The sequence below is a fragment of the Flavobacterium pectinovorum genome (assembly GCF_022802975.1).
GTDB lineage: Bacteria > Bacteroidota > Bacteroidia > Flavobacteriales > Flavobacteriaceae > Flavobacterium > Flavobacterium pectinovorum_B.
The window spans coordinates 152,564-176,878 of record NZ_JAFEVZ010000003.1 but is presented as its reverse complement, the minus strand read 5'-3'; the positions used below and the strand labels follow the sequence as shown (position 1 = coordinate 176,878).

At 33.6% G+C, this 24,315-nt stretch carries 26 protein-coding genes and 1 tRNA gene; 20 read left to right on the top strand and 7 right to left on the bottom strand.

The features are described 5' to 3' along the window. Positions 1-50: 50 nt before the first annotated feature. A complete protein-coding gene (locus FLV_RS05760; RefSeq protein ID WP_243232232.1) occupies positions 51-854 on the bottom strand; it encodes a TIGR00266 family protein in 804 nt (267 codons plus the stop codon). A gap of 177 nt (positions 855-1,031) precedes the next feature. Between FLV_RS05760 and FLV_RS05755 the strand changes: the two genes are divergently transcribed. Beyond that, positions 1,032-1,388, top strand: a complete 357-nt coding sequence (locus FLV_RS05755; RefSeq protein ID WP_243231771.1) for a hypothetical protein — start codon at positions 1,032-1,034, stop codon at positions 1,386-1,388. Positions 1,389-1,476: 88 nt separating this feature from the next. After that, positions 1,477-1,995, top strand: a complete 519-nt coding sequence (locus FLV_RS05750) for a ferritin (protein ID WP_243231770.1) — start codon at positions 1,477-1,479, stop codon at positions 1,993-1,995. A gap of 58 nt (positions 1,996-2,053) precedes the next feature. On the opposite strand, the gene FLV_RS05745 is transcribed toward FLV_RS05750, so the two are convergent. The 3 genes from FLV_RS05745 to FLV_RS05735 all read right to left on the bottom strand — a co-directional run bounded on the left by FLV_RS05745 (position 2,054) and on the right by FLV_RS05735 (position 4,743). Beyond that, complete coding sequence (locus tag FLV_RS05745) at positions 2,054-3,346, bottom strand: aminopeptidase P family protein (protein WP_243231768.1); 1,293 nt, start codon at positions 3,344-3,346, stop codon at positions 2,054-2,056. Between the two features lie 98 nt (positions 3,347-3,444). Beyond that, complete coding sequence (locus FLV_RS05740; RefSeq protein WP_243231766.1) at positions 3,445-3,843, bottom strand: hypothetical protein; 399 nt, start codon at positions 3,841-3,843, stop codon at positions 3,445-3,447. Between the two features lie 6 nt (positions 3,844-3,849). Continuing rightward, the gene (locus FLV_RS05735) at positions 3,850-4,743 is read right to left on the bottom strand and encodes a hypothetical protein (protein ID WP_243231761.1); all 894 of its coding nucleotides are present in this window, start codon (positions 4,741-4,743) and stop codon (positions 3,850-3,852) included. A gap of 373 nt (positions 4,744-5,116) precedes the next feature. Here FLV_RS05735 and FLV_RS05730 point away from each other — a divergent pair, with 373 nt between their 5' ends. From FLV_RS05730 to FLV_RS05700, 7 genes are all read left to right on the top strand, one after another. Next, positions 5,117-5,749, top strand: coding sequence for a hypothetical protein (locus FLV_RS05730; protein ID WP_243231760.1), 633 nt, complete (start codon positions 5,117-5,119; stop codon positions 5,747-5,749). Between the two features lie 2 nt (positions 5,750-5,751). Further along, positions 5,752-6,363 (top strand): hypothetical protein, encoded by a 612-nt coding sequence (locus FLV_RS05725; protein ID WP_243231759.1) that lies wholly within the window; start codon positions 5,752-5,754, stop codon positions 6,361-6,363. 27 nt (positions 6,364-6,390) lie between these two features. Beyond that, on the top strand, positions 6,391-6,648 hold the full coding sequence (locus FLV_RS05720; RefSeq protein ID WP_243231758.1) for a hypothetical protein: 258 nt from the start codon (positions 6,391-6,393) through the stop codon (positions 6,646-6,648). 62 nt (positions 6,649-6,710) lie between these two features. Then, positions 6,711-7,268, top strand: coding sequence for a hypothetical protein (locus FLV_RS05715; RefSeq protein WP_243231757.1), 558 nt, complete (start codon positions 6,711-6,713; stop codon positions 7,266-7,268). A 56-nt stretch (positions 7,269-7,324) separates the two neighbouring features. Further along, entirely contained in the window at positions 7,325-8,170 is an 846-nt protein-coding gene (locus FLV_RS05710) for a tetratricopeptide repeat protein (protein WP_243231755.1), read from the top strand. A 57-nt stretch (positions 8,171-8,227) separates the two neighbouring features. Next, on the top strand, positions 8,228-8,599 hold the full coding sequence (locus tag FLV_RS05705; protein ID WP_243231753.1) for a hypothetical protein: 372 nt from the start codon (positions 8,228-8,230) through the stop codon (positions 8,597-8,599). A 75-nt stretch (positions 8,600-8,674) separates the two neighbouring features. After that, entirely contained in the window at positions 8,675-8,854 is a 180-nt protein-coding gene (locus FLV_RS05700; protein ID WP_243231751.1) for a hypothetical protein, read from the top strand. Positions 8,855-9,145: 291 nt separating this feature from the next. Here FLV_RS05700 and FLV_RS05695 read toward each other — a convergent pair whose 3' ends face one another. After that, positions 9,146-10,507, bottom strand: coding sequence for a hydroxymethylglutaryl-CoA synthase family protein (locus tag FLV_RS05695; protein WP_243231750.1), 1,362 nt, complete (start codon positions 10,505-10,507; stop codon positions 9,146-9,148). A 362-nt stretch (positions 10,508-10,869) separates the two neighbouring features. Between FLV_RS05695 and FLV_RS05690 the strand changes: the two genes are divergently transcribed. The 5 genes from FLV_RS05690 to FLV_RS05670 all read left to right on the top strand — a co-directional run bounded on the left by FLV_RS05690 (position 10,870) and on the right by FLV_RS05670 (position 16,277). Then, a complete protein-coding gene (locus FLV_RS05690) occupies positions 10,870-11,535 on the top strand; it encodes a succinate dehydrogenase cytochrome b subunit (RefSeq protein ID WP_243231749.1) in 666 nt (221 codons plus the stop codon). Positions 11,536-11,546: 11 nt separating this feature from the next. Further along, entirely contained in the window at positions 11,547-13,547 is a 2,001-nt protein-coding gene (locus tag FLV_RS05685; RefSeq protein ID WP_243231748.1) for a fumarate reductase/succinate dehydrogenase flavoprotein subunit, read from the top strand. A gap of 95 nt (positions 13,548-13,642) precedes the next feature. Continuing rightward, positions 13,643-14,389, top strand: a complete 747-nt coding sequence (locus FLV_RS05680; protein WP_243231747.1) for a succinate dehydrogenase/fumarate reductase iron-sulfur subunit — start codon at positions 13,643-13,645, stop codon at positions 14,387-14,389. 151 nt (positions 14,390-14,540) lie between these two features. Continuing rightward, entirely contained in the window at positions 14,541-15,392 is an 852-nt protein-coding gene (locus FLV_RS05675) for a hypothetical protein (RefSeq protein WP_243231746.1), read from the top strand. Positions 15,393-15,509: 117 nt separating this feature from the next. Further along, on the top strand, positions 15,510-16,277 hold the full coding sequence (locus FLV_RS05670) for a nitrilase family protein (protein ID WP_243231745.1): 768 nt from the start codon (positions 15,510-15,512) through the stop codon (positions 16,275-16,277). Here FLV_RS05670 and FLV_RS05665 read toward each other — a convergent pair. Beyond that, on the bottom strand, positions 16,274-17,968 hold the full coding sequence (locus FLV_RS05665) for an Ig-like domain-containing protein (protein WP_243231744.1): 1,695 nt from the start codon (positions 17,966-17,968) through the stop codon (positions 16,274-16,276). The genes FLV_RS05670 and FLV_RS05665 overlap by 4 nt on opposite strands. A gap of 184 nt (positions 17,969-18,152) precedes the next feature. On the opposite strand from FLV_RS05665, the gene FLV_RS05660 reads away from it, so the two are divergent. The 5 genes from FLV_RS05660 (at position 18,153) to FLV_RS05640 (ending at position 22,513) form a co-directional block, all read left to right on the top strand. Next, a complete protein-coding gene (locus tag FLV_RS05660; RefSeq protein WP_243231742.1) occupies positions 18,153-19,157 on the top strand; it encodes a hypothetical protein in 1,005 nt (334 codons plus the stop codon). Next, positions 19,117-21,474, top strand: a complete 2,358-nt coding sequence (locus tag FLV_RS05655) for a hypothetical protein (RefSeq protein ID WP_243231740.1) — start codon at positions 19,117-19,119, stop codon at positions 21,472-21,474. The genes FLV_RS05660 and FLV_RS05655 overlap by 41 nt, the downstream gene beginning before the upstream one ends. An 11-nt stretch (positions 21,475-21,485) precedes the next feature. Then, the gene (gene mce / locus FLV_RS05650; protein ID WP_243231739.1) at positions 21,486-21,890 is read left to right on the top strand and encodes a methylmalonyl-CoA epimerase; all 405 of its coding nucleotides are present in this window, start codon (positions 21,486-21,488) and stop codon (positions 21,888-21,890) included. Between the two features lie 136 nt (positions 21,891-22,026). Beyond that, positions 22,027-22,100: transfer RNA gene (locus tag FLV_RS05645), tRNA-Ile, on the top strand. A 167-nt stretch (positions 22,101-22,267) separates the two neighbouring features. After that, entirely contained in the window at positions 22,268-22,513 is a 246-nt protein-coding gene (locus tag FLV_RS05640) for a hypothetical protein (protein WP_243231737.1), read from the top strand. A 35-nt stretch (positions 22,514-22,548) separates the two neighbouring features. On the opposite strand, the gene FLV_RS05635 is transcribed toward FLV_RS05640, so the two are convergent. After that, complete coding sequence (locus FLV_RS05635; protein WP_243231735.1) at positions 22,549-23,139, bottom strand: riboflavin synthase; 591 nt, start codon at positions 23,137-23,139, stop codon at positions 22,549-22,551. A 57-nt stretch (positions 23,140-23,196) separates the two neighbouring features. On the opposite strand from FLV_RS05635, the gene pdxA reads away from it, so the two are divergent. Beyond that, positions 23,197-24,246 carry a 4-hydroxythreonine-4-phosphate dehydrogenase PdxA gene (pdxA, locus tag FLV_RS05630; RefSeq protein WP_243231733.1) on the top strand — a complete coding sequence of 350 codons (1,050 nt, stop codon included), beginning with the start codon at positions 23,197-23,199 and terminating at the stop codon, positions 24,244-24,246. The last annotated feature ends 69 nt before the right edge of the window (positions 24,247-24,315 follow it).

The window sequence follows — 24,315 nt, the reverse complement described above, 5'->3', positions numbered from 1 at the left end:
TTTTTTTGTAAATTTATAAAAAGACTGATGTTTCTCAAAGCCATTTTAAATTAAAACCGGTTATCACCATCCAGGAGATTTCCTAATCCGCCTAACAGGCTTCCTTCGTCACGGCTGTTTCCACCAGCTTTTGGTGCTGATGCAATGATGCGGTCGGCTAATCTGGAGAAAGGCAATGATTGTATGTAAACTGTTCCCGGACCTTTTAAAGTGGCATAAAATAAACCTTCACCACCAAAAATTGAATTTTTAATCCCGCCAATAAATTCTATATCATAATCTACATCTTTGGTAAAACCAATAATACATCCCGTGTCGACTTTCAGGACTTCACCATGAGCCAAAACTTTCTTAGCCATTGTTCCTCCTGAATGTACGAATGCCATACCATCGCCTTCAATTTTCTGCATGATAAAACCTTCACCGCCAAATAAGCCGCGGCCTAATTTCTGAGAGAATTCTATCCCGACAGAAACGCCTTTGGCAGCGCATAAAAAAGAACTTTTTTGACAGATAAATTTACCCTGAAATTCGGTTAAATCAATCGGAAGGATTTTTCCCGGATAGGGCGATGCAAATGAAACTTTACTTTTGGTATGCCCCTGATTTAAAAATGCGGTCATAAACAAGCTTTCGCCCGTAAGAACTCTTTTTCCGGCATTTAAAAGTTTGCCAAATAAACCCGATCCCTGTTGTTGTGAACCATCGCCAAATATGGTTTCCATTTGGATATTGTTTTCCATCATCATAAAGCTTCCGGCCTCGGCAATTACAATTTCCTGTGGATCCAGTTCTATTTCAACATACTGCATTTCTTCTCCAAAAATCTGATAATCTATTTCGTGTGCCTGCATAATTTCTAATTGTTTAGTTTCAAAATAAGTCGAATGATGCTTTAGAATGTTACAGTTTTCTCTGTTCTTAGGGTATTTTAAAAACATTAACAGCTTTTGTTATTTTAAATTAGTCTTAATTACGTGTTTATTTGGTGTAAATTATATATTTTTGCATCGTTATAAATTTATATCAGAATGGCATTAGTTAGTGATTTGACCACCAAAGTATTATTTGAAACCGAAAAAGGGTACACCTATCAGTGTGATTTGACCAATACTATCATTGTCAATTTTATTGATACAGTGTCAAGCTATAAAATTCATGATTTTTTGATTTTTCAAAGAAAGGTCAATAGTGTCGATATTTTAGATATGCTTTATGATTTGTCCGATCATGCTGATGCGCAGTTGATTGAAACTACTAAAAGAAACTTTTCCAGAAATCTTACCATCTGCGAAATAGTACAGCTTCGTGAATTATTAAACGGAACTAAATTTACCCTCAATTTACATTCTATGCTTTGTAATATTGTCAATGTAGAGCTTATTTAGAATCTTACTTAGATTAAATCCAAATTTTCAGGCTTTTAGGGCTGCTTTCTTTAATTTGTGTAATTTTACATTATAAAAATTAAAGGTTATGAAAGATTTACTAAGAACAAGCACTTCATTAGTTGAAGGTGTAGAAAATATATTGAATTTACAGGCAAAATTAGAAAGTGACGCTTCAAACAAATATTTAGCTATGGCTGCATGGCTTGATAGAAATGGTTTTGCTAATACAGCATCATATTTTTATAAGCAGGCTGAAGAAGAAAGAGAACACTTTCTAAAAGTTTTCAAATATATTACAGATATGGGAGGGATTGCAATTACGCCATCGGTTCCCGAAGTACAGCAGGAATTTGCTTCTTTCAGAGAAGTATTTGAAATTGCTTTGCAAAATGAAATTGCAGTTACTCAGGCTGTAAACAAAGTAATCGCAAAATGCAGAGCAGAAAATGATTATGCTACAGAAGATTTTATGATGTGGTACGTGGCTGAGCAAAGAGAAGAGGAGAAAAATGCAAGAAGAGCTTTAGAGCTTTTTGAACTGATTAACGAAAACGCAGCTGACGGCAAATTTCAATTAGATATACAAATAGCTAAAATCGGATAATAACGATTTATAAAATTTAAAAGCCCTTAATATATAAAGTATTAAGGGCTTTGTTTATTTATGCATTCATCAAAGTTTCAATCTCATCGACTTCAACCGGAATATTACGCATCAGGTTAAAAGGCTCTCCCTTTTCTTGAACGACAACATTGTCCTCCAGACGAATTCCGAATTTCTCTGCCGGAATGTAAATTCCAGGTTCAACCGTAAAAACCATATTGGCTTTCATTGGCTCATGAAGCAAACCGTAATCGTGCGTGTCAAGTCCCATGTGGTGAGACGTTCCGTGCATGAAATATTTTTTATAGGCAGGCCAGTCCGGATTTTCGTTCTGAACATCAGCTTTGTCAATCAAGCCTAAACCTAATAATTCAGAAGTAATAATTTTACCCACTTCAACATGGTATTGTTTCCAAAGCGTTCCCGGAGTCAGCATTTTTGTGGCTTCGTTTTTCACTCTTAAAACAGCATTGTAAACCGCTTTTTGACGATCAGAAAAACGCCCCGATACCGGAATCGTTCTGGTCATATCGCTTGAATAATTCGCATATTCTGCCGCAACATCCAGTAAAATCAAATCCCCGTCTTTACATTGCTGGTTGTTTTCGATATAATGTAAAACGTTGGCATTGTTTCCCGAAGCAATAATCGGCGTATAGGCAAAACCTTTTGAGCGGTTACGAATGAATTCGTGCGCCAGTTCGGCTTCGATTTCGTATTCGGTAACATTTGGTTTCACAAATGACAACAATCTACGGAATCCTTTCTCGGTAATATCACAGGCGTGCTGAATCAAATCGATTTCTTCGCTTTCTTTTACAGAACGAATACGCTGCAAAATCGGGTTGCTTTTCGCCACATTATGTGCAGGATATTTTTCTTTCCACCATTTTACAAAACGGGCTTCGCGGGTTTCTGTTTCAACAGCTGCACGATAATGTTCGTTGGTATTGATGTACATTGTATCGGCATACGTCATCATTTCGTTCAAAATCTTATGAAAATCCTGCAGCCAGTAAACCGTTCTGATTCCCGAAACCTGAAAAGCACGTTCTTTACTTAGTTTTTCACCTTCCCAAACTGCAATATGATCATTCGTTTCTTTCAGAAAAAGAATCTCCTTTTGGTTTTCATAAGGCGCATCCGGAAATAAAAGCAAAATACTTTCTTCCTGATCCACACCGCTCAGATAAAAAATATCCCTGTGCTGTGCAAAAGGCAAAGTACTGTCGGCACTAATCGGGTAAATGTCGTTTGAATTGAAAACAGCAACGCTGTTTGGTTTCATTTCAGCCATGAACTTTCTGCGGTTTTTTACAAAAAGATTGCTGTTTATTTGATGATATTTCATAATAACTTAGTTTTTGAACTTCGAATTTCAAAATTACATATTTTAAGCAATCAACGTAAAATTGATTTCTTAAAGTTTTATTATTTGTTTGGAATCTGCTATTTGACAGTAAATACTCCCGCAATAGTTATATGAGTTATAAAAAATACTAAAAAAGGAGTGCTAAGTTCCAGCCAGTATGCTGTAAAAGAAAACTGTTGAAAATGATCTACAATCTCTATATTATTTAAAATGCAATAAAAAACAGAAGCAATACAGCAAAATGAAAAAGGCACAGAGAAACGGCATACAAAGTTTGGAGCAATAACTTTTACCTGTTCCAGAAAAATGAGTAAAAAGCAATAGACAAACGTACCAATAAAAGTAATCGGAACCCCAATGATTATGCCCATTGTCTGATTGAAAGACTCACTTACAGATGAAGTGATTATGAAAAACGTAAGGGTAGCTGCTGTGGCACAAAATAAACTTTTCAGTACCGGATTTTGAACTTTCATAATCGATTACTTTTTAGGTTTAATGATGAAATTAGTACCTTCAATTATGCAGAACTCAGGATTTGCAGGCGAGCAGTAATAAACCAAATCTGACCGGTCACTCCAAACTTCGCGTTTTATTTTTAAAGTATCGTTTTTTATAATCAGATTGTAATAGGCATCCACTTGCAATAAATTAGCACCATGCTGGCTTAGCTTGTGTGTGTAAACAGGGAGAATTGTTTTTTGTTCCTCATTTTGTTCTTCGGCTTCCGGGTAAACATAGATTTTTTTGCCATAAAGCGCATACCATTTTTGGTTTATCAAAAAAATAGCTTTATCAAAAAACGCTTCCGTGTCGCCATTGTATTTTGTAAAAACCGATTTGAAGTAATAAACAGAACTCGCTTTTTTCGACAATCTTTCAAACTCCTCAAATGTGCGATCAGTATCCCAGTCTGCTTTTGGATTTAATTCGGTGTATTTATGGCGGGTGCTGTCATTGTCAATAATCCACGAGATATAATTGTCTTCAGAAATTAAATATTTTTCACGGACTTTATAGTAATCAGAACTATTTACAATCAGGCTGTCAATTAGTTTTCCCTGAATGTTGAATTTATAATACAATCTAAGCGGGTCGTGATCATAAGAAAAACCATTTTTGTTAGACTGTATAACCACCGTTTCAGATATTGGCGAAAAGTAGAAGTTACTGAGGTTTAAAAGGTCGTCCGGTAATTTTATAATCTCAAAGTGGTTTGATGCAGGCTTGTTTTCAAGGTTTTTATAGGTCAGATATTCTTTTGGAAAGTCAGGCTGCGTGATAAAATTTCTAAAAAAATAACCATACAAAATGTAACATACTGTCAGCAACAATGAAATGCACACAAAATACAGGTTTTTTCTGTAAAGGCTCATAGATATAAAGGCTATTAATTTAAATCCAAATCTAAAACCTTTTTTGGATTATAAGGTAGTTTTTGTAGATAAAGAATTACAAATGTAATGGACATATATTTGATTGAAGAGAACTTTTAATCTTTTGGGCGTGTCCCAAGGGCCGGGCTTTCGGCTTTATTCCCGATTAACAAAAACTACGGTTAAAAAACCTTGTTTTTCTAAATCGGGAGATAGCGCCTCAAATGAAATTCACTGAACTCCAATTAAAATAAAATAATGTGAAGTAATCCCTCACGCGAATTTTGGTTTTATGAGAAAATTTATTGTTCACAATTGCAAATGTATTTAACAGTGTGATTTTGTATATTGTCATGATTTTGATTTTATAAAAATGAAAGAACTGCTAATTGAGAGCAAAGGAATAAGAACCGATCACTATTTTATACCTCCTTTTGAACTTCGAGAGGGTGAATTGGTTATTATTTTCATGGAAAATAGTAGTTGTTTCGAGGATATAAAATCGCAATTGGTCACTATTTTTGCTGGGACAAAGGAACATGAAAATGTAAACGTAATAAAGCCGTTGACTTTTGCAAAACCCATTAAAGAATCAAGACTGAAGGGAATGTTCAACCCAATAAGTGTGGGCAGGTATTTAAAAAGAAATGCTGACACAAGGAATTCAGTAGTATCGAGAATTTTTGAAATAGACACTTTTACTAAAAAAGACAAAATAAAAAATCTTGATACCAGTGAGAGAAAACGACTTTCGTTATGTGCAGTTTTTTCAAAAACAAAAAATGTATCATTTGATCTGAGAGGAGAAGGAGCTGCATATTTTGCTAAAACATATGAATTTGTTAAAGATCAAATTAAAGAAGAAGGTGCGGCCATTTTAATTGACTGGACTGATGACCTGAAAAATGACTGTACGAAATTTATAACAATAGAATGGACAGTAGATTTAGAAGGATTAAAAAAAATATTCGACGGAAGTGTCGAACTTTCGAAAATGTGTGAATAATTATGAACACCGAAAATATTAAAATACTAAGAACCAAAATTTTAATTCCTTTAGATAAAGCGATACAGCTTCTTAAAAAGAATAAGGAAGATGTTGCGCTTTCGGAAATGGATTTTCATAACGAGAATATCATCGAAATTTGTCAAAAGACGGAATGCGATGAAGAAACAGCAAGAAAAGAATATCAAATCTGTAATTTCGATGTAAGTAAAGCCATTGAAAGAATTAATCAGAAGCCAGTTGTAATTTCAACAGGAAATAATCCGGATTCAAAAATAGGATTCATTTTATGGCCTCAAAATGAAGAAGGAAAATTTTATAAAACAAATAAAAGAAATGACGTTTTTATTCCAATAGATGATTTTGGTATTGTTATAGGTGTATTTCAGTCTGTATTTCCAATAAAAAATCCCTGGAACAATATAGTCGAAAATGAGTTTGATAAAATTGGATACAACTTCTTTGATAATAAAACCTGCAGATTAATTGTAGAAAAAATAGATGATTTGGAAACTGATGATGAAAAAGAAAAAGCATTTCTACTAAAATTAATAAACTGGCTAAACGATAAATTAGCTTATGCGGATTGCATTGTTATTTATGGTAATTTGTAAATGAACCTATATAAAACAGATAATTCTATGACAAAACGTTTAGTCACTATTTTTTTTGTAACAACAATATTGTTAGTTCTGCTTCATGGAGTTTTTAGAATATATGAAGTTTTTTATCCATCTTACTTTAATCAAAAAGAATATACTCAAATTGCATTTATTGAAAATGGGAAGATGCCTGATAAATATGAATTGCTATTTTACGGATTTACCAGTTTTGAAGTTTTGACTGTTAGCTTAATCCTGAGCCTGATTATTTGCAGTTTTAAATTAATAAAAAGGTAAGATGAAACTTCTATACTGTAACAAACCCCAATTTCACAAGTCTTTACAATAAACCAAAATCTATGAAACCAAAAACCATTTGCCTAATTGGCTTGTTCTTTTTTGTTCTGAGTTACATTATGTTTTCAAACAGTGCCGCTTTTGAGTATTTCAAAAAACCGGTCGATTTTGCACATTGGTTTAATTTAATTGGGGCTTGTTTGCTGTTGTCATTCAATAATGTGTTTCCAAAAAACAGATTAAATTCGGTTGCTTCTTTTATCACGGCTTTAGGAGTTGTGGCGCATATTGGACTTTGTACGATCGATTTTATCATGTGGAGCTATGGTGACAATGAGGTCGCAAAAGCTGCATTGAGTGAGCATATCAGTAATACGCCTTCGATTCTGTTTCCGTTTGTAATTGTGGGGCCATCGTTGCTTTTTGTAGGGTTGGCGGTACATGCTGCAAATTTTATCAAAACGCATACAATAAAAGCTTTAATGGTAATTTTGGGAGCGCCGTTGGTAGGCGTTTCATTTTTTATATTAAAAAACGGAATTTTAATGTTGCTGAGTTGTGCTATTTTTTCTTTAGGACTGACCTTGCTTATTTGTAAGAATGATAGTAGTGATTTATAATGAAATTGATATATTTGAATTTCTAACGACTATCATCATAAACCCTGTAAATTAATATGAATAAGATTTTTACCTTTCTGTTTTTAGTTCTGACATTCAATTTATCAGCACAAAGTCAGCTTCAATTTGACAAAAAATATGTACAATGCGAAGATAAATGGGTAGCATTTCCAGCAGACAGTACAGGGGTTTATAATTTCGGTTTTATATACATTGATGAGACTGCAGGTCTGACTTTGGAGTATGGAGACACTTTTAAAATAGATGAAAAGGGTAAATTCATTACCGAAAAAAAAGTAAAAACAAATTCCATGAAATATAGGTTGCAGCCAAATAATAATTTGGTAGCGCTTATTCCCGAATCAAAACTTAAGGAGTTATATGTGGATAAAGTTCCGGACTGGCTTAAAATTTATAAGCATAATGAGAATTCAATCACACGGCTTTTTAGATGGGGTTTCCTATATAATGGCTGGAATGAATGCGAAAAAGCACTTGAGTATTTAGAAAAAGCGAATAAAATTGATCCGGATTTAAAAGGACTTCGTGTAGAATTGGCCTATTCTTATAACTGCCTCGGACGTTATCAGGATGCGATTACTGTTTTACAAAAAGCTTTAGAACTTAATCCGCTTGATGCTTATACCAATAAAGAGTTAATTTATGCCGAAATTAAAAATGGTAATTTAGACAATGCCAGGGTTGTGTGCCTAAAGGTTTTCAAGGAATGCCAGGATAAAACATATAATCCTGAAAATGCATATAATATTTTGCATGCATTTTTTTTGAAAAAAGATGTAGCAAATTTTAAAAGCTGGCTGGCTGAAAGTGATACGTATTTAATTGGAGACCCAAAGTTTGGTTCTTCGGTGGAACAAATGAAAAAAGAGTTTGGGCAATAAAATAATTGGGTTGATTGATATCGCCTAATAATAAGTTACTTTAAAAATAAATTAGATTTGAAAAAACATTTAAAATACCTGATTTCCCTGTTTCTGGCTTTGGCCGTGATTGTGGGCGATGGTGCTTTATATTCAAAATCTAATACGCCCGAATATTATCAGTCTTCTTATGTCACTTCAGGAAAAGAAATTGATTTAAAGAATATTCGGTTATACGTTTTTAATCGTTTAAAATCATTTGGAAAAACTTCATTTCCAATACTTTTAAGTTGTCTTCAATTTAAAGAAGTTTTCAGTCTTCAGACAAACATTCTTTTGCGGGTTTGCAACAATCTTCATCAAGATATTGTTTCATTTATAAAGCAATCTGTTTTTATAAACGAGCGCCTTACTTCAGCCGATTTCAAAAAAAGTTTATACATCGCTTAAGGAATTTTTTCCTTAGCAATTATGCTATTCACAGCATAAGATGATTCATAATGTCTAATCATTTATCATTTTACAATGTATAAACACAATCCTAAAAAAAGTTTAGTGCCATCTAAACCACTTTTTCATTGGCTCAAAAGAAAAATTATCGTAATCCTAACTGCCTTCATGTTAGGAATGGCAAACGGAATGCACACCGAAGATACCAGAATTAAAGGCAATCAAAATTATACCGAACAGCATAAGAAGGACTAAATTTAATTAGAAAATTTGTCAATTGGGATAATTAGAAAATTCTTAATACTTTAAATCATTTTGCCTTTCTCAAAGTTTTAAATTTTGAGAAAGGTTTTTTACATATTCTGAGGAACGAAGAATCTTCGTTAGGAATCCCACAATCAAAATCGACAATCTTTGACGAGTTTCTTGCAAAGATTCTTTGTTTCTCAGAATGACAAGATTGTGCGTTTTAGGTAAACAGAAAACCGAAGCAATCCTGCTTCGGTTTTCTATTGAAATTTGGGATTTAAGAAATTTGGAATTTAATTAATCTATCCATTTATAATATCTCGCACCAATTAAAGATGGAATCTCTTTTTCGATTCGGTCTAAAACCCATTCGTTTTTGGGAGTTCGAACGCTTTGTTTTTGTTCTTTTTTGTGAAGGCTTTCATAAGTGTTGAAATCAATTTCTGTGCTTTCTGTTAAGTTTTTAAAAAGGTTCACATTCACTAAAGCAGATTTCCATTCTGGTTGAATTGTGCCTTCAAAAACTTTTGATTTTGATCCGCTTCCGTACGCTAAGAAGCCGAATTTAGTCCCTGCAACTTCTTTGTTAGTATCATTAAAATGAGCCAGAGTTGACAATAATCCCATGAAGATAGATCCGGTGTAAAGATTTCCAATTAAAGAAGAAGCCAATTCAGCAGGCTGTAATTTTTCGGTAACAAAAGTTCTGTAATCATCAGATTTTGCTACTTCTTTAATTTTAGTCTGATAATCAGCAGGCGCAATATCATCAGCAATAATTTTCTCGGCACTGTCTAAAGCGTAGATTTCAGACAACATTCTTCTTCCCTGGAAAGAATAAGGTAAATGCATTACGATACTGTGCCAGGTATTGTATAAAGTTTCGGTAGTATTTTTTAATTTTTTGAATGAAAAGTAAGCATTCCGCGTACGATCCATGTAACATTGGTTTGAATACTGACCATCAAAAACCGGCTGATCTTTATGGATTTCGATTTCGGCTTCTAAATTGTCAAACCAGGAGTCGTTATTTGTATTTTGTGTAATTGCTTCTTTAGAAATCGTTCTGTACGGTTTAAAGAAATCAAAAACCCCTTTTGTGCTGGTTGCCCAATTATTATCAAAAGCAATAATTTTTGGATCTGCGGTAATCAGCATGGCAACAGCTCCGGCACCCTGCGTATATTCTCCACCCGAATTTAAATCGTATTTGGCAAAATCAGTTGTAACTACAATTGCTTTTTTAGTTGGATTCAATTTTACAAAATCAAGACAGTTTTGTAAAGCGTCAACTCCGCCAATACAGGCGAATGTAAAATCAACCACGTCACATTCTGCCAAAACATCTTCGCCAAATTTTTGCTCCATTAAATTAATCAGATAAGACGCAATTGGTTTTGAACTGTCGACACCACTTTCAGTACCAACATAGATTCTGCTTATTTCGTTCAGGTTGATTTTATTGTCAATAATAAGTTTGGTTAAAGCATTTGCTCCAAAAACAACAGCATCCTGATGAACGTCCGGGAAAGTCATTTTCAGTAAGCCAAGACCTTTTTCTAATTTTTCCGGTTCAATATTTCTGGCAGTCGCCAATGTTTTTATGGGTAAATGTATGTTGGCTACATCAAAAGAAATAGCATCAATTCCTGTTTTCATTCTTGGTTTTTTTGAAGGCGGTAAAGGTAAAGTTATTAGAATGGAATGACAATTTTTTAGGAATATAAAATTTCCTGTTAATGGCACTTTTGTAGAAAACAAATCAAAAGTTGGAGTAAAATAATAATTTAGTAAACTTTTGTTATTTTTTTGCGAGGTGTATATTTTCTGAAATAAATCGACTTAATTATACATTTCAAAATTTTTATAATAAAATAATGAGTAATCTGTTTTTTTTATACGTAAAAGTACTTATACGTAGTCTTTTTTAAAATCATTATAAATAACAGCGAAATGGTTGTAGTTGATGTCTATTTGGTTTATTTTTGCTTAATTTTTTAAAACAAACTACTTAAACACTTATGGCACAATCTGCACTATTGAATGCTTCCATCTTAAAGAAAGTGGCTATGGCTCTTTCGGGAATATTCTTAATCACGTTTTTAGCGCTGCATGTTACCTTAAACTTCATTTCTATTATTAGTGAAGACGTTTTTAACGAGGCTTCACACTTTATGGGTTACAATCCGCTAATACAATTTGTAATGCAACCAATTTTGGCAATCGGAGTAATTTTTCATTTCGTAATGGGATTTGTACTGACTCTTCAAAACAGAGCAGCAAGACCTATTGCTTATGCAAATTATAACGGGGCTGCAAACGCATCATGGAGTTCCAGAAATATGATTATTTCCGGATTGGTTATTTTAGCATTCTTAGGACTGCATTTTTATGATTTCTGGTTTCCTGAAGTTACGTATAAATACATAGCAGGTACAGCACCAGACGCTACAAGGTATTATGGAGAGTTAGTTCATAAATTTCATGACCCAATTCGTACAGGTTTATACTGTGTGTCTTTTATCCTTTTAGGATTTCACTTATGGCATGGGTTTGCATCTTCTCTTCAGTCTGTAGGGATGCACAACAAATACTCAAGATTTTTAGCAAAAGTGGGGTACTGGTTCTCAGTTGTAGTTCCGGCACTTTTCGTAATTATCGCTTTATTTCATCATTTCAATAATTAATATCAATTATAATGGCATTAGATTCAAAAATTCCAAATGGTCCTATAGCGGACAAATGGACAAATTATAAAGATCATATTAATTTAGTAAACCCTGCTAACAAACGTAATTTAGATATTATCATTGTTGGTACAGGTTTGGCTGGAGGTTCTGCAGCAGCTACTTTGGCTGAGTTAGGATATAACGTAAAAGCATTTTGCTTTCAGGATTCACCAAGACGTGCGCACTCTATTGCGGCTCAGGGAGGTATCAATGCAGCAAAAAATTATAAAGGGGATGGCGACTCGGTTTACAGATTGTTCTACGATACTGTAAAAGGTGGTGACTACCGTGCCCGTGAAGCAAACGTTCATCGTTTGGCAGAGGTTTCTGCTAATATTATTGACCAGTGTGTGGCTCAAGGAGTGCCATTGGCTCGTGAATATGGTGGATTGTTAGATAACCGTTCTTTCGGAGGAACTTTGGTTTCCCGTACTTTTTATGCACAGGGACAAACAGGACAGCAGTTATTGTTAGGAGCTTATTCTGCAATGAACCGTCAGATTGGCCGTGGAAAAGTAAAAATGTACAATCGTCACGAAATGCTTGATTTAGTAATCGTTGACGGAAAAGCGAGAGGTATTATCGCTCGTAACTTAATCACAGGAGAAATAGAAAGACATTCTGCTCACGCTGTAGTTGTTGGTTCAGGAGGATACGGAAACGTATTTTTCCTTTCAACAAATGCTATGGGAAGTAACGCAACAGCAGCCTGGAAAATACATAAAAAAGGAGCGTTTTTCGCAAATCCTTGTTACACACAAATTCACCCAACTTGTATTCCGGTTTCAGGAGATCACCAGTCAAAACTGACTTTGATGTCTGAATCGTTACGTAATGACGGTCGTATTTGGGTTCCTGCAAAATTAGAAGATGCTCAGGCAATTCGTGAAGGAAAGAAAAAAGCAACTGATTTATCTGAAGAAGAAAGAGATTATTTCTTAGAAAGAAGATACCCTGCTTTTGGTAACTTAGTGCCTCGTGACGTTGCGTCCCGTGCGGCAAAAGAAAGATGTGATGCCGGTTTTGGAGTTAACAAAACAGGAGAAGCGGTTTACTTAGATTTTGCTGCCGCTATCGAACGTTACGGAAAAGAAGCTGCTTATGTAAAAGGTTTAGATGCTAATGATAAAACATTAGTGACTAAGTTAGGAACTGATATCGTAAAAAGTAAATACGGAAACTTATTCCAAATGTACTTGAAAATCGTTGATGAGAATCCTTATGTTACGCCAATGATGATTTATCCTGCGGTTCACTATACAATGGGTGGAACATGGGTTGATTATAACTTAATGACTACAATTCCGGGATGTTTCTCAATTGGAGAATCTAACTTTTCTGATCACGGAGCAAACAGACTTGGAGCTTCTGCTTTGATGCAGGGATTAGCTGACGGATATTTCGTGTTGCCATATACTATCGGAGATTATTTAGCTCCGGATATTAAAATGGGAGAAATTTCTACAGATTTACCTGAATTTGTAGAGGCTGAAAAAGCGGTTAAAGATCAAATTGACAAATTTATCAATAATAACGGAACGCATTCTGTAGATTATTTCCACAAGAAATTAGGAAAAATCATGTGGGATAAAGTAGGTATGGCTCGTAATGAAAAAGGATTAAACGAAGCTATCGTTGAAATCGCTGCTTTACGTGAAGAGTTTTACAGAGATGTAAAAGTTCCCGGAAGCGCTAACGAATTTAATCAGGAATTAGAAAAAGCAACCCGTGTTGCCGATTTCCTTGAATTGGGAGAATTGTTCGCAAAAGATGCTTTACACCGTAATGAATCTTGTGGAGGTCACTTCCGTGAGGAGTACCAGACAGAAGAAGGAGAAGCACTTCGTGATGATGATAACTTTGCATACGTTGCAGCCTGGGAATACAAAGGAAAACCAAGCGATGCTGTATTACACAAAGAACCTCTTAATTACGAAAACATTAAATTAGTTCAAAGAAGTTATAAATAAGAATTTGGTCGAAAGCCCAAAGTCTTAAAGTCAAAAGGCAAAATGTGCCAAGCGACTTTCGACTTTCGACTTTATGACTTTCAAACGAAAAAGGTATGAAACTTACATTAAAAATATGGCGTCAGAAAAACGCCCAAGATAAAGGGGGAATTGTTGATTACCCAATCGACGGAATCGAACCGGATATGTCTTTCCTTGAAATGCTTGACGTTCTTAACGAACAATTAATCAATAAAGGAGAAGAACCTGTGGCATTTGATCACGATTGTCGTGAGGGAATCTGCGGAATGTGTTCTTTATTCATCAACGGTGAAGCGCACGGGCCGGACAGAGGTGTTACAACTTGTCAGTTACACATGCGTATGTTTAAAGATGGTGATACAATTTTTATCGAGCCATTCAGAGCAAAAGCTTTCCCTGTGATTAAAGATTTAGTGGTTGACAGAAGTTCATTCGACAGAATTCAGCATGCAGGAGGATTTATTTCGGTAAATACTTCAGGAAATACAATTGATGCCAATACAATTCCAGTTAACAAAAGCGATGCAGATAAATCATTTGATGCTGCTGCGTGTATTGGTTGTGGAGCTTGTGTTGCAACTTGTAAAAACTCATCAGCAATGTTGTTCGTGGGTGCAAAAGTATCTCAATATGCTTTGCTTCCACAAGGTAAAGTTGAGGCAACTGAGCGTGTACTAAACATGGTTCACCAAATGGATTTAGAAGGTTTTGGTAACTGTACCAACACCGGAGCTTGTGAAGTAGAATGCCCTAAAGGAATTTCTCTTGAAAATATCGCACGTATGAACCGTGAGTATTTATCAGCAAGTTTAAAAGGATAATTCAATCTGTCATATTGACTATGAATAATATATAAACGTCCCGATATTCGGGGCGTTTTTTTTGTAGTATAAATAATATTAATATTTTGTTTATATTTGAAAAAAAATGCTTTCACTAAATAAAAAGCATTGTAAAATCAATTAAACAGATATGAAAAACAAACTACTACTATTATTGTTGACTTCTTTTGTAATCGCTTGTTCCAGTGATTCAGAATCAGATGATTCTCAAAACCCATCCTCTTCTAACAGAATAAAAAAAATTGAAGAAATTCAAAACGGTGTGGTAATCAAAACAACTGATTATGAGTATAACAGTTCTGGAAACATTTCTAAGATAACTGTAAAAGATCAGGCAAAATTTTACCAATCAACATATAATTATGATTCTACTAATAAAATGATTAGCTGGAATTTAAAAGAATATTATATATCCAATCCTTCTGATGTAATAGAACAATTGAATTCACTGGAATATACCAATGGACTGATTACTAATATTTGTATCGATCGAAAAGAAAAGGAATCGGATTATGTAACTAATTCAATCGATAGGATTAGTCAGACCTATTCGAATTCTGGCCTGACATCTATAAAACATTATATTCCGATTACCGGAGATGAAGATGCAGTATGTTCTGATGTCTCAGATGTCAGTAATGAGGAGTTATTTGAATACTCTAATGGGAATTTAATTCGTTATGAAGCACCAGGGATGGGTTTCTTTGATGAATATTATAAAATAGAGCATGACGAAGGGAATAATTATTTATCAGGAATAAAACCGGATGCATTTAGATACACCTATGGAAGTCAGGTATCTGTCAATAATTTAAAAAAGATAAATGTATATGATTCTTATTCTGATAAACTCACGGCAACAGTTCAGTTTGAAAACACTTATGATAAAAATAAGAACATTATAAAAGCCGTAGAAAAGTATTATTATGCGGGAAGCACAGCTGCATCTAATACAACAACAATGAATTATTACTATTACTAATTTAAAAATCGAAGTTGAAAGACTGAAGCTGGTTTGTGTCAAAAATAGTTTTCTTAAAGCGCATTCATTAATTATCTTGAATGCGTTTTTTTTATCTTTATATAAAAAATAAACATAATGAAAATCGCCCTGATTCAATCCGATCTTGTTTGGGAAAGCCCAAAAGGTAATATATTTGATTTTGAAGCTAAAATAAGCGAAATAAAAGCTTCTGTTGATTTGATTGTGCTTCCGGAAATGTTTTCGACAGGATTTACCATGAATCCTAAAGATGTTGCAGAAACAATGCAGGGAGAAACGGTTCTTTGGATGCAGGCTTTAGCCAAAGAAAAAAAAAGTGCCATTGCAGGAAGTTTGATTATTCAGGAAAACAATCAGTTTTATAACCGAATGCTATTTGTTTTTCCGACTGGAGAAATTCAATTTTATGATAAAAGGCATTTGTTTACCCTTGCGGGAGAAGACAAAGTATATACAGCCGGAAATAAAAAACAAATCGTTGAATATTTAGGCTGGAAGATTTGCCTGCAGGTTTGTTACGATTTACGATTTCCGGTATTTGCCCGTAATGTCGAAAATTACGACCTTCTTTTGTATGTTGCCAACTGGCCAAAAGTACGCATAAATGCCTGGGATATTCTGCTGAAAGCCCGTGCGGTTGAAAACCTTAGTTATACAATTGGAGTCAACAGAACAGGTTTTGATGCGAATCATCATCAATACAATGGTCATTCGCAGGTTATTGATTTTCTTGGAAATCCAATTCTGGAACCGCAGGAAAATGAAGGCGTTTTTATAGTGGGTTTAGATAAAAATATCATGCTGGAAACCCGAAAAAAAATGGATTTCCTAAGTGATAAAGATGTGTTTGAAATTCAGAATTAAAAAGCGGTTTTCTTTCTCTTTTTTTCTGCGTTTAATTTATCTTGTTCCTTCTTTTTTTCTAATGCAGGGTCGAAAGGAATACTTAAATCTATAGATTCAATTTTATCCCAATTTGCATGTAAATCAATTTCTTCCTGATAATAAAATACTTCTTCAGCGTATCTTTTCTCTAAATAGCTTCCGGGATCATACATTTTGTTCTGGTTGTCATCATAAATAACCCGGACAGAATATACGGCTGGTTCTAAAAGTTTAAAATCAAAATTGGTTTTGGAGTTAGAATAGTCTGCTGTAAGCACAACATCTCCTTTTTTATTGGTTAATTCAATGATAATTGGAAAGCGTTTTACATTTTGTAAATTCAGCGTAAGATTTCCGTATTCTTCAATTTCACGTGTATTCAATTTGTATGATAAAGTGTCATTTGTTTTTTCGTAAAAATCTGTCAATGCACCGGGTAAAAACGTAAAATTATATTTTTGGGCAGGCTCTTTTTGAAAATCAATATACAGCTTTCGTTCAAATTCATCATATTCAGTTGCATAATCAACCGCAACAGAATCTTTGTTGACTAATTTTATTTTCGACTTGTCAAATTTAACAAGAGGTGTTGCAGTTTCAAGTGTAAACCGATCTCTGAAATGAATAATTCCGTTTTGTACTGCGGTAATATTCAGCGAGTCTTTTTTCTGGTTTTTGATCTTAAAATTAAACTTCTTTTCATAATTTTCTTTGCTGACTTCCATTGTTAATGAATCCGCTTTTATTGGTTGATACCAAACTTGCAAAGAGTCTTTTTTTGGAAATTGTGTTATAATGGTTTCCAGAACTTCAGTATTGTTTTTAAGTACAATTTTAGGTTTCGAATTCTTGTTAAAATTCTGTTTGCCTTCATACGGAAGCAATAGTCGGTTTCCGGAAGCCTGAATAGGTTTGAAAGTTTTTAAAGGAAGTTTTTCCTTAAATAATTCCAATTCAAAAATGGTGTCATTTGGTATGGTAATAGGTTGTTTTAAAAACCCAATTTTATCCTCTTTTGAGTTGTATTTATTGTTGTTTCCTTTGTCTTTTAAAGCGACCAAAAGATACTTTCCGGCTTTTAGATTTTCTAATTTAAAAGTCGTTAAGCTGTCTAAAGTATTGGTAATATAGCGGGGATTTTCTTTGTAAATGACAGAATCTTTAAATTTATCATTAATCTCATACAGCATTACTGTTACAAAATTATCGGCAGTTTTGTCATAAGAATCTTTGATTCTTCCGTTTAGAGCAAGAGAATCGATGTATGTACCTGTCGAGAAAACATATTTGAACTGATTATATGGGTTTCCTTCATTATTATCGGTAATACTTTGTCCAAAATTAAGACTGTATGTTGTGTTGGGCTGTAAAGTGTCTAAAATTTTTATGCTGATAAATTTACTGGCATTGGTAGGGGTAATAATAGGCGGATTTTTTAAAGGTGGAGAAATAATCAGCTGTTTATTTGCGTTTTTTAGCTTTACATATTCATCAAATGTTAAAATGATTTCATTAGCCTTAAAATCCGTAGTGAAATTTTTAGGAGAACTTGACTTTAAAATAGGGGCAAGTGTATCCTTTAAACCTCCCGTTATGCTGCCGCGCTTTGCGCAACTCACCATTAATAATACCAATAAAAAAGTAAAATATTTTAAGCTGTTTTTCAACATAACGATTCTTGATTTAATTGCACAAAATAACAATTATATTTGCTTTAATTGAAATTTTTTATCGTTTTATTAGGTTTTGAAAGCTTTAAAGGAAGTTGTTTTTTAATTTGATGAAAAGTTATATCAGGCAATTTTCAAACGGGATATAATTTCTTACATTTGGTTTCAATTTAATTTACAGGTTTTGAAAAAGATTTTCTTTTTGGTATTGTTCTTCTCTTTATTGATTTCGTGTAATGAAAATACAAAACCGATTGTCTCTTTTTATTACTGGAAAACCATTTTTAAATTATCAGAAAAAGAAAAAGAAATACTCCAGGAGAATAATGTTCGTAAAATTTACATACGTTATTTCGATATTGATTTACATCCAAAAGATACAAATCCGATTCCTTTAACACCAATTCGTTTTCAGGAAACAATGAGTGATTTTGAGGTAGTTCCTGTGGTTTTTATCAAAAATAAAGTGTTGCTGAGGCAAAATATTGATATTGAAGAGTTAGCTCAAAAAACGATTGGTTTAGTAAATGAAATCAATTTTGAAAATAAAATGGATTGTAAAGAAATTCAGATTGATTGCGACTGGACGCTTTCAAGTAAAGACAATTATCTGAAGTTTATTGAAAAGTTTAAAAAGCTTTCCGGAAAGAAAATTTCAGCAACGATAAGACTACATCAGGTAAAATATTTTAAGAAGACTAAAATTCCAAATGTCGATTCGGGTGTTTTGATGTATTACAATATGGGAACTATTGCTGCAGATTCTTCAAACTCTGTTTATGATAAAAAAGTTGCCGAACGTTATCTGAAAAGTTTAAAGAAGTATCCTTTGCATCTCGATTTCGCCTTGCCAATTTATTCCTGGGGAGTTCATGTCAGGAACCAAAAAGTAATTGGATTAAGGTCAAAACTGAATGTTTCTGAACTTAAAGATGATAAAAATTTTGAACAGATAAGCTCTTTTTTTTTCAGAGTTAAACATGCTAATTACAAAAACGGCACATTTTATGAAGAAAATGATGTGCTGAAGATAGAAGCTGTTTCCTCTGATGATTTAATCGAAATGGCGGAAGATCTGAATGACAATAGCCCTCAAAAACCAAACGAAATTATTTTTTACGATTTAGACCAATTCAATATAAAAAACTATGAAAAGAATATTTTTAAGCAAGTTATTTCTTGCTTCTAGCACTTCTTTGCTTCTTATATATGGAGTAATTTATGCTTGTGGAGGCGGAGACGACTGGGATTATTTTGGTTACAATTCGAATTTTACACCCGAAACTTTTGCAGACAAATCCTATTCGCCGCTTTTTTTAGCCGGAGATGTCTTTTATGCAATTGGTTTTGACACCGAGCATAATTCCCGTTTCAATGAAAACATAAAATCAGATTGGGCAACTTATCTTAAAGGGAAAGCAGATGTTGCAACCGTGAATTATTTTTTAATTGGGGATGATAAACCACGTTATTATTCGGATCAAAAAAATACAATAAAAAATAAAGAAGAAGTTGCACAGCTTCATGTGTATTATAAAAACAAAAAAGACAATGCGGCTTCTGTAAAGTGGGCTAAAAAAATGAGTCTTAAAGATGATAAGGTGAAAAGCTTTATTGAGTTTTTGTATTTGGCACAAAAAATAGAAACCGTATCTATTGGTGAAGATTATTGGAGTTATGATCCTGTCGTAGCCAGGACTTTTAACGATCAGAAAATGATTCAGTCTATCGAAAATGTTTATAACACGACTTCAGATTCATTTTTGAAAAACAGATATTGGTTTCTGACCATGAAAGCCCGTTTTTATAGCAATGACAAGAAAAAGGCGATTGAGTTTTTTAACAAAACAGAAAATTCGGTACCTAAAAATATACTCTATTACCGAGCTCTTTCGTATGTGGCGGGAATCAATTACAAGCAGAAAAAATATGCAGTTTCAAATTATCTATATGCTCAGGTTTTTGATAAATGTCCGGAACTTCGAATCGTAACGGCTTACAGTTTTCATCCAAAAAATGATGCAGACTGGAATAAATCATTGGCAATGGCAAAAAATAATAAAGAAAAAGCTGCTCTTTGGGCAATTCACGGTTATTATAAAGACGAAAAAGAAGCGATTGAAAAGATTTATGAATTAGATGCTAAAAGTGAACATCTGAATTATCTGGCGACAAGACTGGTAAATAAACAGGAGCAGGCAATCAATAATTCTTTTCAGCAGAATGCTGGAGAAAATGTGCCAATGAAAAATCAGACGGTCGCAGAAAATAAAACAGAAAATCAGCCTAAAATTGATAAAACAGCTTATGCTTTAGTCGAAAAAATTGCAGCAGCAGGTAATACAGAAAGACCTTATTTATGGGATTTGTCTTTGGGTTATCTTCAGACTTTAAAAGGAGATTATGTAAATGCTGATAAAAGCTTTGACAAGGCTGTAAAAACGCTTCCGAAAACAGAATTGGCAGCAATGCAGTTACGCTTGCTGCGTTTTGTTAATAATCTGAATAAAATAGATCAACTGACGGATAAAAACGAAAAAACGATTCTGGCAGATTTGAATTGGCTTTATAATGAACTTCCAAAGACTTATAAAGGACAGGAGTTTCGTTATCAAAATGCAGTTTCATGGAGTAAGAGTTATTTGTCGGCACTTTATAAAGCAAAAGCAGATCCGGTTATGGCAGAAATATTCGGGGAATCGCGTTACAGCTATTGGAACGACGGAAATGCTTTTTATGATAATGAAAAAAACCTGATGGATATAAAAATATTTTTATCCAGACCCAATAAAACCGAAATTGAAAAAATTGGGGCAGGAATTTATAGTTTGAAGCTAAAAGATATTAATAATTTTCAGGCAGTTCAGGCAACTTTTAAAAATAAAATTTCAGAAGCAATTGGGTATATGCAGCAGGCTGACTCGGTTCAGTATCAGAATTTTTTAGGAAATCCGTTTAACGGAAATATTAAAGATTGTCATGACTGCGATCATGTGGCTTATCAAAAAAAGAAATACAGTTATCTTGATTTCTTGAATACGATAAAAACAATGCAGGAGAAGCTGGCTCAAAAAGAGGATGTTTATACGAATAGTTTATTGCTTGGAAATGCATTTTACAACATTACACATTTTGGAAACGGACGAACTTTTTATGAAATTACGATTGTAGGTTACGGATCAAGTCCGTATTCGTTTAGAGATTCGATGAAAAAAATGATAACCAATTGTGACTTGTCAAAAATGTACTATCAAAAAGCATTTGAAGCGGCGACAACCAAAGAGCAAAAAGCAAAATGTATATATTTAATGTCAAAATGCGAGCGTAATCAATACTATAACAATAAATATAATAATGTAAACAGTTATTGGGAAATCCAGGATGACAAAATTAATTTTATTGCCTGGAACGGATTTAAAACACTGCAAAAGGATTATTCAGACACCAGATACTATCAGGATGTAATTGCAGAATGTGGTTATTTCAATACTTTCGTCAATCAATAAACTATAATGTTATGATAAATAAAATTGAACATATAGGAATTGCAGTTAAGAATATGGATGATGCTAATATTTTGTTTGAAAAATTATTGGGCGTTCCGTCCTACAAAACAGAAATAGTAGAAACAGAAAGTGTCATGACTTCTTTTTTTCAAACCGGAACAAATAAAATTGAGCTTTTAATGGCAACGAATCCCGAAAGTCCAATTGCAAAGTTTCTGGAGAAAAAAGGTGAAGGGATTCATCACATTGCTTTTGATGTCGATGATATTTTTGCAGAAATTGAACGATTAAAAAAAGAAGGTTTTGTGTTAATAAATGATATTCCTAAGAAAGGAGCGGATAATAAATTAGTTGTTTTTTTGCATCCTAAAAACACAAATAGTGTTTTGGTTGAGCTTTGTCAGGAAATAAGGTAATTTTAATGTTGTAATAATTCCTTGATAATCAATTTGATTTTGATTAATAATTGTTAATATTTAATTTAAGTATAAATGATAGTGCAAAATATTTGGAACGAATAAAAAATAGTAGTAATATTGCAAACTCTTAACCGGTCCTATAGCTCAGCTGGTTAGAGCACCTGACTCATAATCAGGTGGTCCCTGGTTCGAGCCCAGGTGGGACCACAAAGAAAAAGCTTCATAATTTTTTTATGAAGCTTTTTTTATGTCATAGTTATTTTAAAATAAAAAGCAATATATTTGCTTCAGATTTTTTGTGAAAGAACCACGCTTTCGTTAAAATCTCTAAATCAAATTTAAGGTAAGTTAAGATTCAAATTATTTCGTTTTTTATGAAAATAATAAATAAAATTGCGACTGTTTTTTTTGTATTATTTGGTGTGTTAAGCGTTTTTGCGACCGAAACTCCACCAGATCCACCAGCTACTACGGCTAAAGGTGCTGTGGTGATGGCTGGCCCACCAAATCCTCCTGCGCCAATTGATGGTGCTGGTTTGCTGGTTCTGATATTGGCTGCGATTTTATTAGGGATATATGTAATATATAATCATAAACTAAAAACAAAAGCTTCAGTATAAACTGAAGCTTTTGTTTTATTTGAAGGTTTTTGTTTTTATTTGTTGATGGGGTAGAGTCTGGAAATGTATTTTCCTACTACATCAAATTCTAAGTTTATCTTAGTTCCAACTTCGAAATTTTTGAAATTCGTGTTCTCGAAAGTATAAGGTATTATAGAGACACTAAATTCGTTTGTTTTAGAATTTACTACTGTTAAACTAACTCCATTTACGGTTATTGAGCCTTTTTCGATGGTAATATTGTTTAAATTTTTGTCGTATTCAAAAGTGTAATTCCAGCTTCCGTTTGCTTCTTCTATTTTTATACAGGTTCCTGTTTGGTCTACATGACCTTGTACAATATGCCCGTCAAGGCGGTCGCCAAGTTTCATTCCTCTTTCCAAATTAACGATATCGCCGGTTTTCCAGTCTCCAATATTGGTTTTTAAAATGGTTTCCTCAATTGCTGTTACGGTGTAAAAAGTGTCATTTATAGCAACAACCGTAAGGCAGATTCCATTATGGGATACGCTTTGGTCGATTTTTAATTCGTTTGTGATAGATGAATCGACCGTAATGTGAAGATTATTTTGGTCTTTTTGTATTTCGTGAATCCTTCCTAAGGTTTCTATAATTCCTGTGAACATTGTTGGTTTTATTTACTAAATTTGCACATCAAAATTAGTAATAAATAATTGGAGCTCATGAATAAAAAAGCAGAAAATATAATTGTTGGGATTTCGATTGGAGATTTAAACGGTATTGGAAGCGAAGTTATATTAAAAACATTCGAAGATTCTCGAATGTTGGAACTGTGTACGCCGGTTATTTTTGCCAATGCCAAAATACTTTCTTTCGTTAAAAAAAGCTTTACTTCTACAGTTCAGTTTCATGGAGTTGATAAGTTAGATCAGGTTGTGCCTGGTAAACTGAATGTTTTTAATCTTTGGAGAGAAAGTGTTGATATAAATTTAGGGACAAACGATGAAAAAATAGGGGAGTACGCTATAAAATCGTTTGTGGCTGCTACAAAAGCTTTAAAAGACGGGGATATTGATGTTTTGGTTACAGCTCCAATAAATAAATACAATATCCAATCAGAAGATTTTAAATTTCCGGGACATACAGATTATCTGGATCAGGAGTTGGAAGGTAATGCCTTAATGATGATGGTTCATGATGATTTAAGAGTAGGTTTGCTGACAGACCATGTTCCTTTAAATGAAGTTTCTTCTCATTTAACAGAAGAGCTAATTACGAGAAAAATTGAAGCCATCAGAAAGTCACTAATTCAGGATTTTAGTATTGTAAAGCCTAAAATTGCTGTGTTAAGTTTAAATCCGCACGCAGGTGATGGAGGTGTTATAGGAAAAGAAGATGATTTGGTGTTAAAACCTGCTTTAAAGAAAATATTCGAAAAGGGTACTATGGTTTTTGGGCCATTTCCGGCAGATGGCTTTTTTGGTAGTGGTCAGTATGAAAAATATGATGCCGTTGTGGCGACCTATCACGATCAGGGATTGATTCCTTTTAAAACATTGTCATTCGGAAAAGGAGTAAATTATTCAGCGGGCCTAAACAGAATCAGAACCTCGCCGGATCACGGTACTGCTTATGATATTGCCGGTAAAGATATGGCGGATTATAATTCGTTTAAGGAAGCTGTTTATCTTGCAATTGATATTTTTCGTTCGCGTAATCAATATGAAGAGATTAGCGCAAAACCTCTTAAAATAAAAGAAAAACAGTTATAAACAAAAAAAGGTGAATAAGATTATTAGTTTTATAATAATTTTATATCTTTGCACCCCAATTCAGGTATC

Excerpts from the sequence above, each read along its gene's own strand:
- FLV_RS05760 (WP_243232232.1), bottom strand. The coding sequence starts at position 854 with ATGCAGGCACACGAAATAGATTATCAGATTTTTGGAGAAGAAATGCAG.
- FLV_RS05755 (WP_243231771.1), top strand. The coding sequence starts at position 1,032 with ATGGCATTAGTTAGTGATTTGACCACCAAAGTATTATTTGAAACCGAA.
- FLV_RS05750 (WP_243231770.1), top strand. The coding sequence starts at position 1,477 with ATGAAAGATTTACTAAGAACAAGCACTTCATTAGTTGAAGGTGTAGAA.
- FLV_RS05745 (WP_243231768.1), bottom strand. The coding sequence starts at position 3,346 with ATGAAATATCATCAAATAAACAGCAATCTTTTTGTAAAAAACCGCAGA.
- FLV_RS05740 (WP_243231766.1), bottom strand. The coding sequence starts at position 3,843 with ATGAAAGTTCAAAATCCGGTACTGAAAAGTTTATTTTGTGCCACAGCA.
- FLV_RS05735 (WP_243231761.1), bottom strand. The coding sequence starts at position 4,743 with ATGAGCCTTTACAGAAAAAACCTGTATTTTGTGTGCATTTCATTGTTG.
- FLV_RS05730 (WP_243231760.1), top strand. The coding sequence starts at position 5,117 with ATGAAAGAACTGCTAATTGAGAGCAAAGGAATAAGAACCGATCACTAT.
- FLV_RS05725 (WP_243231759.1), top strand. The coding sequence starts at position 5,752 with ATGAACACCGAAAATATTAAAATACTAAGAACCAAAATTTTAATTCCT.
- FLV_RS05720 (WP_243231758.1), top strand. The coding sequence starts at position 6,391 with ATGACAAAACGTTTAGTCACTATTTTTTTTGTAACAACAATATTGTTA.
- FLV_RS05715 (WP_243231757.1), top strand. The coding sequence starts at position 6,711 with ATGAAACCAAAAACCATTTGCCTAATTGGCTTGTTCTTTTTTGTTCTG.
- FLV_RS05710 (WP_243231755.1), top strand. The coding sequence starts at position 7,325 with ATGAATAAGATTTTTACCTTTCTGTTTTTAGTTCTGACATTCAATTTA.
- FLV_RS05700 (WP_243231751.1), top strand. The coding sequence starts at position 8,675 with ATGTATAAACACAATCCTAAAAAAAGTTTAGTGCCATCTAAACCACTT.
- FLV_RS05695 (WP_243231750.1), bottom strand. The coding sequence starts at position 10,507 with ATGAAAACAGGAATTGATGCTATTTCTTTTGATGTAGCCAACATACAT.
- FLV_RS05690 (WP_243231749.1), top strand. The coding sequence starts at position 10,870 with ATGGCACAATCTGCACTATTGAATGCTTCCATCTTAAAGAAAGTGGCT.
- FLV_RS05685 (WP_243231748.1), top strand. The coding sequence starts at position 11,547 with ATGGCATTAGATTCAAAAATTCCAAATGGTCCTATAGCGGACAAATGG.
- FLV_RS05680 (WP_243231747.1), top strand. The coding sequence starts at position 13,643 with ATGAAACTTACATTAAAAATATGGCGTCAGAAAAACGCCCAAGATAAA.
- FLV_RS05675 (WP_243231746.1), top strand. The coding sequence starts at position 14,541 with ATGAAAAACAAACTACTACTATTATTGTTGACTTCTTTTGTAATCGCT.
- FLV_RS05670 (WP_243231745.1), top strand. The coding sequence starts at position 15,510 with ATGAAAATCGCCCTGATTCAATCCGATCTTGTTTGGGAAAGCCCAAAA.
- FLV_RS05665 (WP_243231744.1), bottom strand. The coding sequence starts at position 17,968 with ATGTTGAAAAACAGCTTAAAATATTTTACTTTTTTATTGGTATTATTA.
- FLV_RS05655 (WP_243231740.1), top strand. The coding sequence starts at position 19,117 with ATGAAAAGAATATTTTTAAGCAAGTTATTTCTTGCTTCTAGCACTTCT.
- mce (WP_243231739.1), top strand. The coding sequence starts at position 21,486 with ATGATAAATAAAATTGAACATATAGGAATTGCAGTTAAGAATATGGAT.
- FLV_RS05640 (WP_243231737.1), top strand. The coding sequence starts at position 22,268 with ATGAAAATAATAAATAAAATTGCGACTGTTTTTTTTGTATTATTTGGT.
- FLV_RS05635 (WP_243231735.1), bottom strand. The coding sequence starts at position 23,139 with ATGTTCACAGGAATTATAGAAACCTTAGGAAGGATTCACGAAATACAA.
- pdxA (WP_243231733.1), top strand. The coding sequence starts at position 23,197 with ATGAATAAAAAAGCAGAAAATATAATTGTTGGGATTTCGATTGGAGAT.